The 16110-nt window shown below is 52.6% G+C and carries 17 protein-coding genes and 5 tRNA genes; 19 read left to right on the forward strand and 3 right to left on the reverse strand.

Annotated features, from left to right (window positions below):
- The first annotated feature begins 64 nt into the window (after window positions 1–64).
- Window positions 65–262, forward strand: a complete 198-nt coding sequence (locus B1748_RS24060) for a hypothetical protein (protein WP_087570498.1) — start codon at window positions 65–67, stop codon at window positions 260–262.
- 3 nt (window positions 263–265) lie between these two features.
- The gene (locus B1748_RS24065) at window positions 266–448 is read left to right on the forward strand and encodes an H-type small acid-soluble spore protein (RefSeq protein ID WP_087570499.1); all 183 of its coding nucleotides are present in this window, start codon (window positions 266–268) and stop codon (window positions 446–448) included.
- Window positions 449–500: 52 nt separating this feature from the next.
- Here the strand turns inward: B1748_RS24065 and B1748_RS24070 are convergent, their stop codons facing one another.
- A complete protein-coding gene (locus B1748_RS24070; protein WP_087570500.1) occupies window positions 501–812 on the reverse strand; it encodes a dehydrogenase in 312 nt (103 codons plus the stop codon).
- A gap of 230 nt (window positions 813–1042) precedes the next feature.
- On the opposite strand from B1748_RS24070, the gene B1748_RS24075 reads away from it, so the two are divergent.
- The 5 genes from B1748_RS24075 (at window position 1043) to B1748_RS24095 (ending at window position 6211) form a co-directional block, all read left to right on the forward strand.
- Entirely contained in the window at window positions 1043–1651 is a 609-nt protein-coding gene (locus B1748_RS24075; protein ID WP_087570501.1) for a DedA family protein, read from the forward strand.
- 206 nt (window positions 1652–1857) lie between these two features.
- Entirely contained in the window at window positions 1858–2424 is a 567-nt protein-coding gene (locus B1748_RS24080; protein ID WP_087570502.1) for a thioredoxin family protein, read from the forward strand.
- A gap of 4 nt (window positions 2425–2428) precedes the next feature.
- The gene (locus B1748_RS24085) at window positions 2429–3070 is read left to right on the forward strand and encodes an MBL fold metallo-hydrolase (protein ID WP_087570503.1); all 642 of its coding nucleotides are present in this window, start codon (window positions 2429–2431) and stop codon (window positions 3068–3070) included.
- A 56-nt stretch (window positions 3071–3126) separates the two neighbouring features.
- Window positions 3127–5349 (forward strand): Tex family protein, encoded by a 2223-nt coding sequence (locus tag B1748_RS24090; RefSeq protein ID WP_087570504.1) that lies wholly within the window; start codon window positions 3127–3129, stop codon window positions 5347–5349.
- 175 nt (window positions 5350–5524) lie between these two features.
- Complete coding sequence (locus B1748_RS24095; RefSeq protein ID WP_087570505.1) at window positions 5525–6211, forward strand: nitroreductase family protein; 687 nt, start codon at window positions 5525–5527, stop codon at window positions 6209–6211.
- A gap of 87 nt (window positions 6212–6298) precedes the next feature.
- On the opposite strand, the gene cmpA is transcribed toward B1748_RS24095, so the two are convergent.
- Both cmpA and B1748_RS24105 read right to left on the reverse strand, forming a co-directional pair.
- A complete protein-coding gene (gene cmpA / locus B1748_RS24100) occupies window positions 6299–6442 on the reverse strand; it encodes a cortex morphogenetic protein CmpA (protein WP_087570506.1) in 144 nt (47 codons plus the stop codon).
- 92 nt (window positions 6443–6534) lie between these two features.
- Window positions 6535–6897 (reverse strand): hydrolase/acyltransferase, encoded by a 363-nt coding sequence (locus B1748_RS24105; protein ID WP_087570507.1) that lies wholly within the window; start codon window positions 6895–6897, stop codon window positions 6535–6537.
- A 105-nt stretch (window positions 6898–7002) separates the two neighbouring features.
- Between B1748_RS24105 and B1748_RS24110 the strand changes: the two genes are divergently transcribed.
- The 12 genes from B1748_RS24110 (at window position 7003) to hflC (ending at window position 16020) form a co-directional block, all read left to right on the forward strand.
- The gene (locus B1748_RS24110) at window positions 7003–7482 is read left to right on the forward strand and encodes a SprT family protein (protein WP_087570508.1); all 480 of its coding nucleotides are present in this window, start codon (window positions 7003–7005) and stop codon (window positions 7480–7482) included.
- Between the two features lie 34 nt (window positions 7483–7516).
- Window positions 7517–7592 (forward strand) — tRNA-Asn (locus B1748_RS24115).
- 6 nt (window positions 7593–7598) lie between these two features.
- Window positions 7599–7689, forward strand: a tRNA-Ser gene (locus B1748_RS24120).
- A gap of 182 nt (window positions 7690–7871) precedes the next feature.
- Window positions 7872–7946 (forward strand) — tRNA-Glu (locus B1748_RS24125).
- Between the two features lie 48 nt (window positions 7947–7994).
- A tRNA-Lys gene (locus B1748_RS24130) sits at window positions 7995–8070 on the forward strand.
- A gap of 57 nt (window positions 8071–8127) precedes the next feature.
- Window positions 8128–8210 (forward strand) — tRNA-Leu (locus B1748_RS24135).
- 209 nt (window positions 8211–8419) lie between these two features.
- On the forward strand, window positions 8420–11422 hold the full coding sequence (locus tag B1748_RS24140) for an ATP-binding protein (protein ID WP_179215797.1): 3003 nt from the start codon (window positions 8420–8422) through the stop codon (window positions 11420–11422).
- The gene (locus B1748_RS24145; RefSeq protein WP_087570510.1) at window positions 11400–12395 is read left to right on the forward strand and encodes a response regulator; all 996 of its coding nucleotides are present in this window, start codon (window positions 11400–11402) and stop codon (window positions 12393–12395) included. Before B1748_RS24140 ends, B1748_RS24145 begins: the two co-directional genes overlap by 23 nt.
- 186 nt (window positions 12396–12581) lie before the next feature.
- Window positions 12582–13010: an NfeD family protein gene (locus tag B1748_RS24150; RefSeq protein WP_087570511.1), complete on the forward strand. Its 429-nt coding sequence runs from the start codon at window positions 12582–12584 to the stop codon at window positions 13008–13010.
- Between the two features lie 9 nt (window positions 13011–13019).
- On the forward strand, window positions 13020–13952 hold the full coding sequence (locus B1748_RS24155) for an SPFH domain-containing protein (RefSeq protein ID WP_087570512.1): 933 nt from the start codon (window positions 13020–13022) through the stop codon (window positions 13950–13952).
- A 186-nt stretch (window positions 13953–14138) separates the two neighbouring features.
- Window positions 14139–15164, forward strand: a complete 1026-nt coding sequence (hflK, locus tag B1748_RS24160) for an FtsH protease activity modulator HflK (RefSeq protein ID WP_246608744.1) — start codon at window positions 14139–14141, stop codon at window positions 15162–15164.
- Window positions 15154–16020, forward strand: a complete 867-nt coding sequence (hflC, locus tag B1748_RS24165; RefSeq protein ID WP_087570513.1) for a protease modulator HflC — start codon at window positions 15154–15156, stop codon at window positions 16018–16020. The genes hflK and hflC overlap by 11 nt, the downstream gene beginning before the upstream one ends.
- Window positions 16021–16110 lie beyond the last annotated feature (90 nt).

Genomic DNA, 16110 nt, shown 5'->3' on the forward strand with positions numbered 1-16110 from the left:
CGTTCGGGCATATTTCTGTCAAGGCGTCTCGCCACCATGTCACCATGTTAAGGAGGAAGCTGCGATGGATGAGGACAAGCAAATATCAGGTATCGATGGCGGAGCGGTCGAGCCGAATAATGAAGGACGCGAGGTCTACGATATGGACATTGACCGGATGGTAAATGAAGGGCTTGGCGGCGGAAACGTAACTATTCACAATGGCAAAATTGACGAATCGACGACCGATACGATGACATCGGAATGGGAAGGGGTTAATTAAAACGTGGATGCGACGCGCGCGAAACAAATATACCAATCGAAGGATACGATTGGCGTAAAGCTGGAAGGCGACTCCGTTTGGATCGAGAACGTGGATGAAGCAAACGGGATGGCGACGGTAACCGTTGGCAATAATCCGGTTAATACAGTGACCGTGTCGGTAGATCGACTGCAGGAAAGCAGGTAAAGCCGGGGAGAAGCCCGCTGCGGAGCAACGAGCTCCGCGGCGGGCTGCCTGTTTATCCCCCGTACGCTTCGCGGAATGCTTCGCACAGCTTTTCGCGATCGACTTCCCATAGTGCCGCTATTTCCTCGCTGACATTATTCGCCCACCAGTCCGCTTGAGCCTTGCGATTGTTTTTATGATCGACGATCCAAAGCAGGTTCTGCGCCACTTGACGAAAGTACAGCATCTCGGCTTTTTCCATCTTCTCCTTGGACACGTATAACTTCAATCGCTTTGCCGTGCGGTACAGCTCATTGCTGCATGACCTGCGAATTTTGCGCGCGGACGGCAAGCCGGCTGCGTGCTTTTGCTCGTGGGGTTTCATATGGAACCGACTCCTCTCCCTCCAAAATATGCGGGCATTCGTCCAGTGGTCACCGCTATGACGCGGACCGCCCTGCCCGTATTCCTCCCTTTTTAACCGAACATATCCGAATGGACAGGACCATAGGATAGGGTTAGAGTGGAAGGCTTCTCTTGCGATATGATAGAATAACAGAGGCGGCTTCCCGGTTAGAAGAGGAGGAACCGCGATATTCGAAGTGGAGGGTGAAGATGGAAAGCTGGATAACCGATTTTATGGAGCAATACGGGTATATGGGCATATTGCTCATGATAGCGGTCGAGAACCTGTTCCCGCCGATTCCGTCGGAAATCATTTTGACCTTTGGCGGATTTATGACGACGTACACGAATCTAACGCCAATAGGCGTCATCCTCTTTGCGACGCTGGGTTCGCTGATCGGGGCCATTATTTTGTATTTAATCGGAAGGCTGCTTGGCGTTGAACGGCTGGAGCGAATTATCGACCGCTGGGGACGCGTGCTGCGCGTAAAGAAAGAAGATGTGCGCAAAGCCGATGCCTGGTTCGACAAGTATGGCTATTGGGCCGTGCTGCTGTGCAGGATGGTGCCTCTTATTCGAAGCCTGATCTCATTGCCGGCCGGCATGTCTGGTATGAAACTGGTTCCATTTCTGTTCTTTACGACGGTCGGCACGTTGATCTGGAACACGATTCTTGTCTCAGTCGGTACGGCGGTTGGAGGAAACTGGCATGAAATCGTAGAATTTATGGACGTATATTCCTATATCGTGTATGCGATTATTGCGCTGGCGGTGCTTGTTGTTCTCTTCCTTTACATTCGCAGGGCCAGGAAATTTTAGTAATAGTATGCGTTCAAAAAGTTCGGTTTTCAGCACCGAGAATATGGAATGAAAGTAGAAACTGAGGAGCGGAGCGTAGTGGAAGCTACGTGAGCACCGGAAGTTTCGCTTGCGTTCCATATTCGATGTCGAGTACGCTTCTTGGCATACTTCGTGATCAAAAGCGGATTTTTTGAACAACCTCTAAATGAAGGAGCGGATTACATATGAGTAAAAGTGTGGCAGACAAGCTGGGCAAGGGGATTAGCCCACAGCAATTCGTGGATGGGATGACCAAAAACAAGGAGACGTTTATTGGCTGGATGGAGCAGTTCAGCTGGCCCTCCGACGAGGACCGGGAGCTGTTCGAATCCATGAACAACCGCGACGATCTGCGTTGTCTCATTCTGATGGCCGACTGGTGCGGGGATGTTGTTCGCAACGTGCCGGCCGTATTCGGCGCGCTGGAAGTAACGGGCATCCCGACCGAAGTGCTCATCATGGAAGAAAATCTGGATACGATGGATCAATTCCTGACTATGGGCGGGCGCTCCATTCCTATCGTGATCTTTGCGGACACTGGCGGCGCCGTACTTGGGCAATGGGGTCCAAGGCCAACTCGGATTCAGGAGCCGATGGTGGCGTTTAAACGCGACAACACGGATCGGGAAGCTGCCGACTACCAGGACAATCTGGCGATTGCAAGAGCGGAGATCATGAAACGTTACGGTGATGGGCCTGGCTACCAGGCGGAAGTCATCAAGGAGCTTCGCGAGCTTCTGGAGAGCTTCTAGAGCGATGGGAACCGAGTTTAAAGTCGAGACGTTTTCGCTTGGACCCATCCAGACGAATTGTTATCTGATAACGGTAACCGAGGGCGAGCAGGAAAGAGGCATCATTGTCGATCCCGGCATGAATCCCAAGCGGCTGCTTGATCGCATTGCAAATACGAACATCGAAGCGATTCTGCTGACGCATGCCCACTTCGATCATATGGGCGGGGTTGATGAGGTTCGCAAAGCCGCCGGATGTCCGGTTTACATCCATGATCTCGAAGCAGATTGGTTGACGGACCCGCGCAAGAACGGATCGATGCGTTGGCAGGACGTTACGCCGCCATTATCGACGGATCCGGCCGAATTTGCGCTGGATGAAGGACAGACGTTAGCGATGATCGGCCACAAGTTTCAAGTGATGCATACGCCGGGTCATTCGCCAGGCAGCGTAAGCTTCTTATGCGGAAACCATCTGTTCTCCGGAGATGTGCTGTTTAAGCTGTCGGTTGGCCGTACGGACCTGCCCGGCGGGCGTGAGGCCGATCTGTACGATTCCATACGGACGAAGCTGTACAAGCTTAATCCGGAAGTCATTGTTTATCCAGGGCATGGCGGGCGTACGACGATCGGGTTCGAGAAGGCGAATAATCCTTATACAGGGTAACGATAACAAGGACGGTGCGTGCGATAGTGGCAGAATGGTCGAAAGGTACATCAGGAGTGGATGTAGAAGAAGCTGGAGCAAAAATCAAGCTTACGGACGAGCAAAAGGAAGCAGAGAACGGGAGAATTATAGCAGCGATATCCGCGGCGGCTGCTTTGCCGGTCAGCAAGGTGAAAGCGGCGGTAAGTCTTCTGGACGAAGGCAACACGATTCCGTTTATCGCGCGTTACAGGAAAGAGATGACGGGCGAGCTGGACGAGAACGAGCTGCGAACGATCGAAGAGAAGCTGCAGTACATGCGGAATCTGGAGGAGCGCAAGCGTGAAGTTATTCGTCTCATCGACGAGCAAGGGAAGCTCACGGGCGCGCTTAAGTCGTCTATCGAGGCGGCTGCGAAGCTGCAGGAAGTGGAGGACTTATACCGACCTTACAGGCAGAAGCGCAAGACCAGAGCCAGCGTCGCGAAGGAACGCGGACTGGAGCCTCTGGCGGATTGGCTGTGGTCACAGCCGCGGCAAGGAGATCCGCTTACGGAAGCTGTGCGGTACGTGAACGCGGACAAAGGCGTATCTACGCCCGAAGAGGCGCTGCAAGGAGCCATGGACATCGTTGCGGAAAATATAGCCGACGATGCCTGGATCCGTTCCTGGATCCGCAAGTTTACCTTCGATCAATCGCTTCTTCGATCCGAGGTAAAGAAGGCCGATGAGGAGTCCGTTTACGAGATGTATTACGACTATCAAGAGCCGGTCAAAAAGCTGCCTCCGCATCGGGTGCTTGCCATTAATCGCGGCGAGCGGGAGGAAGTGCTTCGTATATCGCTGGATACGCCGGTGGACCGCATACATGAGCAGATGAAGCGCAAGCTGCTGCGCGGCGGCACGGCTCCCGCAATATCGGCGGTTCTCAATAGCGTGATCGAGGACGCCTACAAGCGTCTTATTGCACCGTCGATCGAACGCGAAGTCCGCGGCGAATTGACGGAGACGGCGGAGGAACACGCCATTACGATCTTCTCCGCGAATTTGAGAAATCTGCTGCTTCAGCCGCCAGTTCGCGGCCATATCGTTCTCGGAGTGGATCCGGCGTTCCGTACGGGCTGCAAACTTGCCGTTGTCGACGATACCGGCAAACTGCTGGAGGTAGCGGTGTCATATCCGACGCCGCCGAACAACAAGGTAGCGGAAGCGGAGAAGCTGATTAACGGACTCATCGATAAATATAAGGTGGAGCTTATTGTCATCGGCAATGGTACGGCTTCGCGCGAGACGGAACAGTTCATCGCCTCGTTGATCGGCAAACGGAAGGGCGGGGGCGGACCTGATCTGCGCTACATTATCGTGAGCGAGGCGGGGGCGAGCGTCTACTCGGCATCCAAGCTGGCAGCCGAAGAGTTCCCTTCTTTGGACGTCGCGGAACGCAGCGCCGTATCCATTGCGCGCAGACTGCAGGATCCGCTAGCGGAGCTGGTAAAGATCGAGCCCAAGGCGATCGGCGTTGGGCAATACCAGCACGACGTCAGCCAGAAGCGGCTCGACGAATCGCTTGGCGGCGTCGTAGAATCGGCGGTTAACCATGTCGGCGTCGATGTCAATACGGCGTCTGCGTCGCTGCTGTCGTACGTAGCCGGCGTCAATGGCACCATCGCCAAAAATATCGTGAAGTACCGCGAAGAGATCGGCCGTTTCTCGAAGCGGACGCAGCTTCAAAAGGTGCCGCGGCTTGGGGCGAAGTCCTACGAGCAGTGCATCGGCTTTTTGCGCATCCCTGACGCGTCTAATCCGCTGGATCAGACCCCGATCCATCCGGAGTCGTATGCCGTCGTGGACGGGCTGTTCGCCGAGCTTGGACTGGACTTGAAGCTCATTGGCAGCGAAGAGGTCAGAAATGCCCTTCAGAACGTCGACGTTGCTTCGCTGGCTGTTAAGCTCGGCGTAGGCGCTCCGACGCTGAGAGACATCGTGGAGAGCCTTCTGCGGCCCGGTCGCGATCCCCGGGAGGAGCTGCCGCCGCCGATCTTCCATACGGATGTGCTGCAGATCGAGGACTTGAGCGCGGGTATGGAGTTGCAGGGAACGGTCCGCAACGTTATCGATTTCGGCGCATTTGTGGACATTGGCATCAAGAACGATGGACTCGTCCATATTTCGCAGCTCAGCAACAAATTCGTAAAACATCCAATGGATGTCGTCTCGGTAGGCGATACCGTTACGGTGTGGGTGCTGAGTGTCGACCTCAAAAAGGGCAGAGTCAGCCTGACGATGAGAAAGCCGGATTAACCTTCCGCGTTGTGGCGGTGCAGGGAGCAACTCCCAGGCACCGCCATTTTCTTTGAATCTCATCAGCTCATAATAAATAATCAAGTAACCAAAAGTTAGTTGATTGACAATTGTTCGTCTGGTATTTATACTGTACATTATGTGATTACAGTTACGATAACGAGGAGGACAAAACATGACTCAATTGATCGATTCTCAAGTAAAAGTCCAGACGTCGATAACAGGACATAATAATATTCCGTTTTTCCAGGTGGTAGGGGAGCGCCGCTCCGTGCGCAAATATGACAACAGCGTTCGCATTGCGGACGAGGAGCTGCTGGAGATGCTGACGATCGCGGCGAAGGCGCCGTCCTCGGCGAACATGCAGCCTTGGCGGTTCATGGTCATCACGGACGAAGAGCTGAAAGCTAAGCTGGTTCCGATCGCGTTTAACCAAAGCCAGGTTGCCGAAGCTTCGGCCGTTATCATTGTCATGGCCGATCTGGAGATGTACACGCTGGCCGACGACATCTATGGAGCTTCCGTTAAGGCAGGTTATATGTCGGAAGAAGTGAAAACAAATATGGTCGCGAACTATACAAAGATGTATTCGTCGCTGCCTGCCGACCGTCTGCGCGAGTTGGTCGCGTTCGATACGGGGCTTGTTGCCATGCAGCTTATGCTGACAGCGCGCGCCAAAGGCTACGACACGGTGCCGATGGGCGGCTACAACCGCGACGGCGTAAAGGAACTGCTCGGCATATCGGATCGTTACCTGCCGACGCTGATGCTTCCGATCGGCAAAGCGGCGTCGCCGGGCCACCCGTCCACGCGTCTGCCGATCGAGAACATCGTGTACTTTAACGGCGGCAAGATGGACTAATCACTTTTTAACTGCTCCACGACGAATAAACCCGGCCGCCCAATAAGGGAGAGCCGGGTTTTCTCGAATTATGGACGACAGGCAGATTCATTGGATAACGGTACCGCTGCCATGTTCTTTATGTCCTTGTTTGGTTCGGTAGAAATACCAGCAATCGTTCAGCAGCTTGATCTGCCTGCGGTCCTTCTGTTGAAATGCGCGCATCAGTTGGTTGCACAGCCACTGTGGCATGCGCATCGCCCTCCTCCCGGTATCGCCTGTTGTTCTATAAACATATGGCAATAGGCGAATATCCGTGCAGGTCCAACCGATATCGAGTCAGGTTAGCCAAGCTGCTCTTCTTCGTACTCCTCGTACCATTGCTCCAACTGAGCTTGCAGCGCGCGTATTTCGGTCAGAAGCGAAATCAGCGGGTAGGACTTCTCCTGTACTCCGGCAAACTCCTTTTCCAGACTATTAAGATAGTCCAGTCCGGATACGATCTTGATGGAAGAATCATGCAGCTCCACATTATCGCATTCCGCTACCGCATAAGGCAGGACGGGCACCTGGTCGGCCGTCAGCTTGTCGATCTCCTTATGCAGGCGCAAATTCAGCGCGCTAAGCTGATAAGCATGCGAAGCCGGCATCTCGACAAAGCTGATGTTCTCTTCCTGTTTCATTAACACATATCTCATGATAGCCATAAGTTCCGTGATCTCCCCTCGGTCAGTTGCCGTTCGCACGGCGTTCCTACTTGACAGTGTAGCCTATAGCCGCGTTAAAATTCAAGTAGTCAAGGAGGTTGTATCATGGATAACAATACGTTGCAGCAATGGGTAGAGCGCGTCTCGCTGGAGAGCTTCGGCAGGCCGTTCCGGCACAAGGTGACGTTTAATGGACGGCTTAAGGCAACGGGAGGACGTTACTTCACCCATACCCATCATATTGAGATCAGTCCGCATCAACTTGCCGCGTACGGGGAGGAAGAGACGGAGCGCATCATCAAGCACGAGCTTTGTCATTACCATCTGCACCTGATGAAGCGTGGTTACCGGCATCGCGACCATGACTTCCGCACGCTGCTCGCCCATGTCGGCGGCTCCAGGTACTGTCAGGCTTTGCCGGAGCGGAAAAAGATAGGGCCGGCCGCGTTTAAGTACAAGCTGATCTGCGGCGGCTGCGGAATGGAATACATGCGCAAAAGAAAGCTGGATCCCGACCGTTACGCCTGCGGAAAATGCCGGGGAAAATTAAAATTGATAGCGCTTGACAAGTCCAGGACGCCATGATAAATTATTACTTGTCACTGTTAATTTTTGATGTTCCCTGATAGCTCAGTCGGTAGAGCACTCGACTGTTAATCGAGTTGTCACAGGTTCGAGTCCTGTTCGGGGAGCCAGTTCATGGAGAAGTACCCAAGTGGCTCAAGGGGACCCTCTGCTAAGGGGTTAGACTGCGTAAGTGGTGCGAGGGTTCGAATCCCTCCTTCTCCGCCACATTCTTTTTGCCGAAGGACTCATCGCATGGCATCGAGAGGCCGAGACGTAATCGGTCTTTTTATTTTGTTCAAGTCCTTGCGGATTGAGAAATTAAGAAATTAAATCTTGCAAATGAGCAGACAAGGTGATACAATAAATCTTGTCGCAAAAAAGCGAATGTATGCGGTAATGCAGCATGTGGCCCGTTGGTCAAGGGGTTAAGACACCTCCCTTTCACGGAGGTAACAGGGGTTCGAATCCCCTACGGGTCACCATCAACCTTTTACGAAGGCGCTCTTGCGTGGAGTCGTTTCCGTTCATGAGAGCCATTAGCTCAGTTGGTAGAGCACCTGACTTTTAATCAGGGTGTCGTAGGTTCGAGTCCTACATGGCTCACCAGTTTCTTCATCCCTCGGAGAACGCTGGCATGTCAGGGTCGGTTATCAATTATAATATGCGGTAGTGGTGGAATGGCAGACACGCTATCTTGAGGGGGTAGTGGGTGTATACCCGTGGAGGTTCGAGTCCTCTCTACCGCATCCAACAAGAAGTCCTTGCGAAGCAAGGACTTCTTTCTTTTTGTTTTTGATGCATAGGAAATTATGCGACTCCAGAACTTGTGAACAAAAGGTTGAAAAATCTAACAGACACCAGCTATGGAACGCGTCAATATGCTATAATCTCTACTATGAACATTCGTGTACTGAGCATACTAATATTAATAATCACGTTGACAGTGGGATCATTGTTGACGGTCTATAACTGGTTTCAAGACCCGGAAGCCATGCCGGTGGCCGAGAAAGGAGCACTAGACGCTTCTCATTGGGATTTTACCGAGAGAGGCGTTATTTTGCTGTGCGGAGAATGGGAGTTCTATCAAGGAATGCTGTTGACGCCTGCGGACTTTAACGAACGGCCGGAGGAGCTGGGCAAGCAGCGAAAATATATGGCGGTGCCCGGGGACTGGAAAGGCATCATGTCCAGCGGAGGCAGGGATGGCGCGGGATACGGCACGTACAGGCTGGTCGTTAAGATCGGCAGGGATGACGTGTTCAGCCTGCGCGGCAAAAAAATCAGGTTGTCCAATCATGTCTACTTCGGCGGCGACGACTCCGGAGGCAGCGGCCAGCCCTCCGATCAAGCAGCTACATACATGCCAAGCAATATGCCGGTCTTCGCGACGGCGGCTTCGAAATCGGGCTATATGGATATTCTGATCCAGGTCGCGAGCTACAATAATTTGCGTGGCGGACTTGTGCAGCCGCCGGAATTCGGTCTGACGGAAGATGTCATCGCGCGCAGGGACAACTCTCGTTTAGTCGATATTTTGCTCATATCCGCGATGCTGGTGTTCGGGCTTTATTATGCGGGAATGGCCAAGCGATGGCGCAAGGAACCGTATATTATGCATTTCAGCATTTTTTGCCTGGCGATCGGCTTGTTTACTTTGATCGATAACGAAATCGTTCTCGGCTCATTCTGGCCGGATTTCCCGTTCGCATGGCTGCAGAAGCTGCTCATCATGCTTCCTTTTATATCGTTCCTCTCGTTCTCCATGTACGCCTACCGGTATCTGGGGATTCGAGAATCCAGATGGTTCCGCGGACTCCGAATATTCGGCGTGAGTTACATCTGCCTGCAGGCGGTGTTGCCAAACTCCTTCGTCTCCATGCTGTTCTATATCAACATCGTGCTGCAGGCCATCATATTCTGCGTAGTGGCGGGCGAGCTGCTGCTTGGAAGGCGGGAGAACCGCAAAGGCTTGATCTATATCGTGCTAGGCGGATCCTACTTCGTTCTTGCCTGGATTATCGGGCAAATCAGATATCAATTCGCGCTGGACAATCCTTTCTCCATGCTCATAGCGCCGCTGCTGCTCGTATTTTCCCAGTCGTTTCTGATGAGCGACCGCTTCCAGCAGGCTTTCCAGAAGAGCGAAGGCCAAACGAAACGTCTCATGGCGCAAAATCGGCAAAAGGACGAGTTCCTGGCAAAAACGTCGCGCGAGCTGCATACGCCGCTAAATGGCATTATTCACCTGTCCCAATCGCTGCTGGAGGACAAAAAAAATCCGCTGCTCGATCCCCATAGGGAAAATATTCAGCTGCTGCATGCGGTCGGACGCCGATTATCAACGCTTGTAGACGATATGATGGATTTTAATCGGATCAAATACGGAGAGACCCATCTCAAGCTTGCGCCTGTCGACGTAGCAATGATGGTTCGTTTCGTGCTGAATTCACTGGCAATCGTCCCCATCAACGATCGGGTGGAAATCCGCGATGAGCTGCCCAATATGCTGCCATTCGTAATGGCTGACGAAAACAGGCTTCGCCAAATATTATATACGCTGATCGAAAATGGGCTCAAATATACGGCCGAGGGTTATGTCGTCATCAGGGCCGTCGCGCAAGAGGACGTTATCGTCATCTCGATCGAGGATACGGGCTCCGGCATGCCGAAAGCTTATATCGACCGCTTGTTCGGCACGAAGCTGTCGCAGGAGGAGCGGGAGCTGTACGAAACGGACGGCTTCGGACTTGGCATCCGCCTTGTCAAGCAGCTGGTCGAGCTGCATGGCAGCGAACTGCAGGCCATCTCCGCCCCCGGAGAGGGCACCGTATTCTCCTTTACGCTTAATGTCGCGGCTCCGGAGATGGAATTGCAGCAGCTCTACGAGTCGGAAAGCGCGGCTGCGGAAGAAGAGTTGTTTTTTATGCCGCTTGGCAAAGAGGAGTTGGAATCGCCGTTTACCATCCTTATCGTCGATGATGACGGCGCGAGCCTCAAAATGATGATCGACGTCGTCCAATCGCTCGGTTACGCGCATGTCGCGATGCGGAGCAGCGAGGAAGCCGTGAAATGGCTGAGCGGCTCCAAACGCTCGGATCTTGCCGTCGTTGATCTGCTCATGCCTGTCGTGTCGGGACTGGATCTGTGCTCCGCGATTCGGAGCAGATATAGTCTCGCCGAGCTCCCGGTGCTTATGATGACGTCGCTCGGACATCGGGAAGACATCATCGCGGCGCTTCGCGAAGGCGCCAACGATATTATTCATAAGCCGTTCGAGCCCTCCGTGCTGAAGGCGAGAATTCAATCCTTGCTCGCCATGAAGAAATCCTCGGAGCAAGCGGTGAAGCGTGAGATGGACTTCTTGCAAGCCCAGATTACGCCACATTTTCTGTACAATAGCATGAACGCTTTGGTAGGATTAAGTTATAAGGATACGGACAAGCTGCGCGAAACCATTCATCACTTAACGACCTATCTTCGAGCCAAATTTACATTCGTTTTCAAAAAGAAGCTGATCCCGCTGGAGCATGAGCTGGAGCTGGTAAGAGCTTATCTGGAGATCGAACAGCTGCGTTTCGGCAGCAGGCTGGAGGTTCAATACGAATTGCAGGGGCATAAAAATGTATGGCTTCCGCCCTTGTCGCTTCAACCCATTGTAGAGAATGCCGTAAGACATGGAATCGGGCCCAAGCCCGAAGGAGGAACGATTCGTATCAGCTCGGCGACTTCGGGCGAAGGCGTGCGGATAACGGTTGCGGATAATGGAGTCGGCATCGAAAAGGACGACTTGGAGCGGCTGCGGGCAGGCTCGCTCGGCGGCGTAGGCGTTGCCAGCGTAAATTACAGAATGAAAACAATCTTCGGTCAACCCATCGTGATGAGAAGCGAGCTGGGGATCGGTACGGAGATGGAGCTACTCATACCGGAGGGATTCGATGCTGAAAGCGATGCTGATTGATGACGAGCAGATCGCGATTGATGTTATGGAAATATTGCTTGAACAAGAGGGCGGCGTAACGGTCTCGGGCAAGTTTTTAAATGTGCTGGAGGCGCTCGAATACGTGCAGGATCAAGGGCCTGATATTATTTTTCTGGATATCGAGATGCCGGGGCTTAGCGGGTTGAGCGCCGCCTCCGCCATCGCCGAACGTTGCCCGACTGCCCAAATCATATTCGTTACGGCTCATCAGGAGTATGCGATAGACGCATTCGAGACGGGGGCGTTCGGATATTTGCTAAAGCCGGTGTCCGCCGTCCGATTGTCGCAGACGCTGGAGAGATTTAAGAAAAAATTTGGCTCTGAGAGCCAGTACCCGGATCATGCGGAGGAGTCCGGATCCGAAGAGGGAGGCACCGGGCTGGATGAAGCCGGGGGCTCTTCGCTTGTTCTTAAGGTGATGGGCAGCATGGAGCTGTACGGCCCGCTCGGACAGTTGATTACCTGGAGGACGCGCAAAACAAAGGAATTGTTTGCCTATCTATGGCATGCGGGCGGAGAACCGGTATACCGGCTTCGACTCATGGATGATTTGTGGCCGGAGGTGCCGGTGGAGCGCGCTCAAACGCTGCTTCATACGACGATCTATAATTTGCGAAGGATTCTCAAGCAAATCGGATTCGAGGATTGCGTCCGCTTCGGAGACGAAAGATATTGGCTTCTGACGGATGACCGGATCGGCAGCGATTACGCGGAGCTGATGGCGATATTCAACCGCATTCAATTCATTACGTTGGAGCAGGGAGAGAAAATTCTTTCGTTGTATCGAGGCGACTACCTGGATACGGAATATTACGGGTGGGCGATCGCAAGACGCCAGAAGATGCGGGATGAGGCTGCACATTGTCTAAGAGCACTTGCCGAGATGGCGGATGAGCCGCTTCGCGGACTGTTCCTGCGCAAGCTGGAGGAGCTGGAGCAGGTTCAAGAGTAAAAAACGCTGGAGCTGGCAGACAGTAGCTTTAGGATGGCCCTTTAAGCTTGCGCGACAACTGGAACTTGCGTGGTTTTGAGACGTAGAAGAAGAAAGTACGAACCATTTTCGACATTTTTGCTTGATACAAGAGGAATTAGCACCATCGATAACGAATACATTAGCTCTGAAGAGGGGGGACCGGAGATGGATTGGTGGTTAATCTGGTTAATCGCTGCGGGTGCTCTGATCGTGATTGAGATGTTGACATTAACGTTCTATCTGCTGTGGCTTGGCATCGGAACGCTTGCTGCCGCCGTAGTAGCTATCGCAGCTCCTGAGGCGATATTGCTGCAGGTTATTGTCGGAAGCGTAGTTGCATTGGTGTTAACCGTGTTCACGAAGCCGCTGACCCGGCGTTTTCACAACGGCAAGGGCTTTAAGGACGCGGTGGACGATTTAGTCGGCTTGCAGGGGACCGTTGTCGAGGATATCCATCCTGATGCGCCGGGCATCGTAAAGGTTGGCAGCGAGACATGGAGCGCGAAGTCGGAAGAAGAAATCGGCAAGGGCGAGACGGTTATCGTGGTCCATAGGGGAAGCGCTTTTCTGCAAGTAAACAAATGGGGAGGTTAGTGAATCATTATGGAATGGATAATAACCTTAATTGTAATCGTATTGGCCGTCGTATTTATTGCATTATCCGTTAAAATCATACCGCAGCAAAGAGTTGGCGTCGTGGAGCGTCTCGGTAAATTCAGCAGATTGCTTACGCCGGGCATCAATATTCTAATCCCGATCATCGACCACGTGCGCACGTATCACGATCTTCGCATTCAACAGGCGAACGTGCCGCCGCAGACCGTTATTACAAAAGATAACGTACAGGTTAAGATCGATACGATTATCTTCTACCAGGTAACCGGACCGGAACAAGCGACTTACGGCATCTCTGATTATGTTTATGGCGTAAGAAACATCAGCACGGCGACGATGCGTCAGATCATCGGCAAGATGGAGCTCGACGAGACTTTGTCCGGTCGGGAAAAAATTTCGACGGATATCCGCGTCGCGCTGGACGAAGCGACCGAGAAGTGGGGCGTGCGGATCGAACGCGTAGAAGTAATCGACATTCAGCCGCCTGCCGATATTCAGGATGCGATGGACAAACAGATGAAGGCGGAGCGCAGCAAGCGCGCCATGGTTTTGGAAGCCGAAGCGGCCAAGCAGGATATGATTTTGCGCGCGGAAGGCGACAAGCAAAGTAAAATTCTGAAGGCGGAGGGCGAGAAGGAAGCCCGCATCCGCCAAGCGGAAGGCCAACGTCAAGCGCAAGAGCTGGAAGCGATGGGCGAAGCGAAAGCGATTCAATCCATTGCCGAAGCCGAGAAAAGCCGGATCGAGATGATTCGTTCGGCAGGCCTGGACGAACAGGTCTTGACGTATCGATCACTTGAAGCGCTTGGCGAAATCGCCAAAGGCCCTGCTAACAAAGTATTCATCCCGACAAGAGCCGTCGAGACGCTGGGCAGCATCGGCGCAATCGGTGAGATGCTCAAGGAGACCAAGAAGCAATAATCAAGCTGTACCGACTGCAGCCGTTTCGATAGGCCGGAGCAATATACGGCTTGGAGAAGCGGCTTCTTGACGTTCGACAGAGAGTTGTATCGGTCAAACCTTAAAATAAGCTTAAAAAACTGTGACCATTCGAGGTTTGAGCCGTACTAGTTTGTATGACTTTAAGATACGAGGGGAGAAAAGTGAATGAACTTCATGAATCAGGAACCCGGCGGCGGTGCTGCTGGACCGACGCCGGTTCCCAATCCGAATCGAAAGCCGCCGGAGATAAAGCCGGGAACCGTAAGAAATATTGTAATCGGCATCGTGGCGGTTATCGTATTGTTTTATCTGGGATCAACATCTTTTTATACGGTGCAGGAGCAAGAGCGGGCTGCCGTGCTGACATTTGGCAAATATACGCACGAGACGGGGTCCGGACTGCACTTTAAGTGGCCGAGTCCGATCCAGGAGGTGCGCATTGTGCCGGCCGAGCTGACTCAGCGTATTACGATCGGCTACCGCGAGAAAGGCAACACGGTTACACCGGTCGAAGACGAAGCCATGATGATTACCGGAGACGAGAACATCGTGTCCGCCGACGCCGTAGTCACTTGGAAGATTCACAATATCCGCAATTATTTGCATAATATTAGCGATCCCGAGCAGTTCCTTCGCAATTCCGCAAGCGCATCGATCCGATCGGTCATCGGCTCGCAGAAGCTGGATTACGCGATCACCGACGGCAAAACGGCGATTCAGGATCTTGTACGCGAGAAGCTGATCGAATTACAAAATAAATACGAGACGGGCATCCAGATTATCGACTTGAAATTCCAGGATATCGAACCTCCCGGCGGCGAAGTGGAAGAGGCGTTCCGGGCCGTAACCAACGCCAGAGAGGAAAAAAACACGAAAATAAACGTTGCGATGAAATATGAGAATGAACGGATTCCGAAAGCTCGCGGCGAGGCGCAAGCGTTGATCGAGCAGGCGGAAGCGGAGAAAAAATCCCGCGTTCTTAACGCGGAAGGCGACGTGGCCAAATTCAACGCGATTTTCAGCGAATATGTTGGCAATCCTAGCGTTACGCAAAACCGTCTCATTTTGGAAACGCTGGAGAAAATATTGCCAAACGCGCAAATTTTCATTACAAACGGCGACGGCGACACGGTTAATTACTTGCCGCTGAACGAGCTGCTTCGCAAGGAGGCTACAGGGGATGAAAACTAAACATTGGAGTATAATCGCGGCGGTCATCCTGCTGCTTATCGTCGGAGCGGGCTCCATGTTTATCGTCAAAGAAGGCGAATACAAGGTGGTGCTCCGATTTGGCGAAGCGATCCGAACGGTGAAGTCTCCTGGACTTAACTTCAAGCTCCCGTTCATCGAGAATACGACCGTGCTGCCCAAATACCAGATGACAATGGAAAGCAGCCCGGGCCAAATATTGACGAAGGACAAAAAGCCGATTATCGTCGATAACTATACGATTTGGCGTATCGTGGATCCGGAGAAGTTTATCAAGACTGTTCATAATGTCAGCGGCGGAACGCAGCGCATCGACGAGGCGGTCTACAACTCCGTCAGACGGAAGCTGTCCGAAGTGAATTACGATGCCATCATTAGCGAGAACACCGAAAGAGGCAATATTAATGATGAAATCACAAACGATGTGATTACGACATTGCAGCGCGACGATTATGGCATCCAGATCGTTGACGTACGCATCAAACGGACGGATTTGCCCGAAGGAAACAAACAAAGCGTATATAACCGCATGATTTCGGACCGCGAATCCATGGCGGCCAGATACTTGTCGGAGGGCGACGAGGAGTCGCGCAAAATGACGTCCAAGGCGGATCGTACCGCGAACGAGCTATTGGCGCAGGCTGAGGCGGATGCCAAAAAAATCGTTGCGGAAGGCGAAAAAGAAGCAGCGGTTATCTACAACAAAGCGTATGGCAAGGATCCGCAATTCTACAATTTGTACAGAACGCTGGAGAGCTACATCGTGACCATGAAGAACCAGCCGGTTATTATGATGCCGATCGATTCGCCTTATGCGAAGATCCTGCTGGGACAATAAGAGCAACATTAGCGAAAAAAGTTAAATCCGTATAGTTCATCGTACAGTCCAACATAGATTCACCTCATACAGTAATAATGAGGTGAATCT

Origin of the sequence: Paenibacillus sp. MY03, assembly GCF_002165585.1 — a bacterium.
Taxonomy (GTDB): Bacteria; Bacillota; Bacilli; order Paenibacillales; family Paenibacillaceae; genus Pristimantibacillus; species Pristimantibacillus agaridevorans.

Excerpts from the sequence above, each read along its gene's own strand:
- B1748_RS24105 (WP_087570507.1), bottom strand. The coding sequence starts at position 6,897 with ATGGCTATCATGAGATATGTGTTAATGAAACAGGAAGAGAACATCAGC.
- B1748_RS24110 (WP_087570508.1), top strand. The coding sequence starts at position 7,003 with ATGGATAACAATACGTTGCAGCAATGGGTAGAGCGCGTCTCGCTGGAG.
- B1748_RS24145 (WP_087570510.1), top strand. The coding sequence starts at position 11,400 with ATGCTGAAAGCGATGCTGATTGATGACGAGCAGATCGCGATTGATGTT.
- hflK (WP_246608744.1), top strand. The coding sequence starts at position 14,139 with ATGAACTTCATGAATCAGGAACCCGGCGGCGGTGCTGCTGGACCGACG.
- B1748_RS24150 (WP_087570511.1), top strand. The coding sequence starts at position 12,582 with ATGGATTGGTGGTTAATCTGGTTAATCGCTGCGGGTGCTCTGATCGTG.
- hflC (WP_087570513.1), top strand. The coding sequence starts at position 15,154 with ATGAAAACTAAACATTGGAGTATAATCGCGGCGGTCATCCTGCTGCTT.
- B1748_RS24080 (WP_087570502.1), top strand. The coding sequence starts at position 1,858 with ATGAGTAAAAGTGTGGCAGACAAGCTGGGCAAGGGGATTAGCCCACAG.
- B1748_RS24155 (WP_087570512.1), top strand. The coding sequence starts at position 13,020 with ATGGAATGGATAATAACCTTAATTGTAATCGTATTGGCCGTCGTATTT.
- B1748_RS24085 (WP_087570503.1), top strand. The coding sequence starts at position 2,429 with ATGGGAACCGAGTTTAAAGTCGAGACGTTTTCGCTTGGACCCATCCAG.
- B1748_RS24075 (WP_087570501.1), top strand. The coding sequence starts at position 1,043 with ATGGAAAGCTGGATAACCGATTTTATGGAGCAATACGGGTATATGGGC.
- B1748_RS24070 (WP_087570500.1), bottom strand. The coding sequence starts at position 812 with ATGAAACCCCACGAGCAAAAGCACGCAGCCGGCTTGCCGTCCGCGCGC.
- B1748_RS24095 (WP_087570505.1), top strand. The coding sequence starts at position 5,525 with ATGACTCAATTGATCGATTCTCAAGTAAAAGTCCAGACGTCGATAACA.
- B1748_RS24060 (WP_087570498.1), top strand. The coding sequence starts at position 65 with ATGGATGAGGACAAGCAAATATCAGGTATCGATGGCGGAGCGGTCGAG.
- cmpA (WP_087570506.1), bottom strand. The coding sequence starts at position 6,442 with ATGCCACAGTGGCTGTGCAACCAACTGATGCGCGCATTTCAACAGAAG.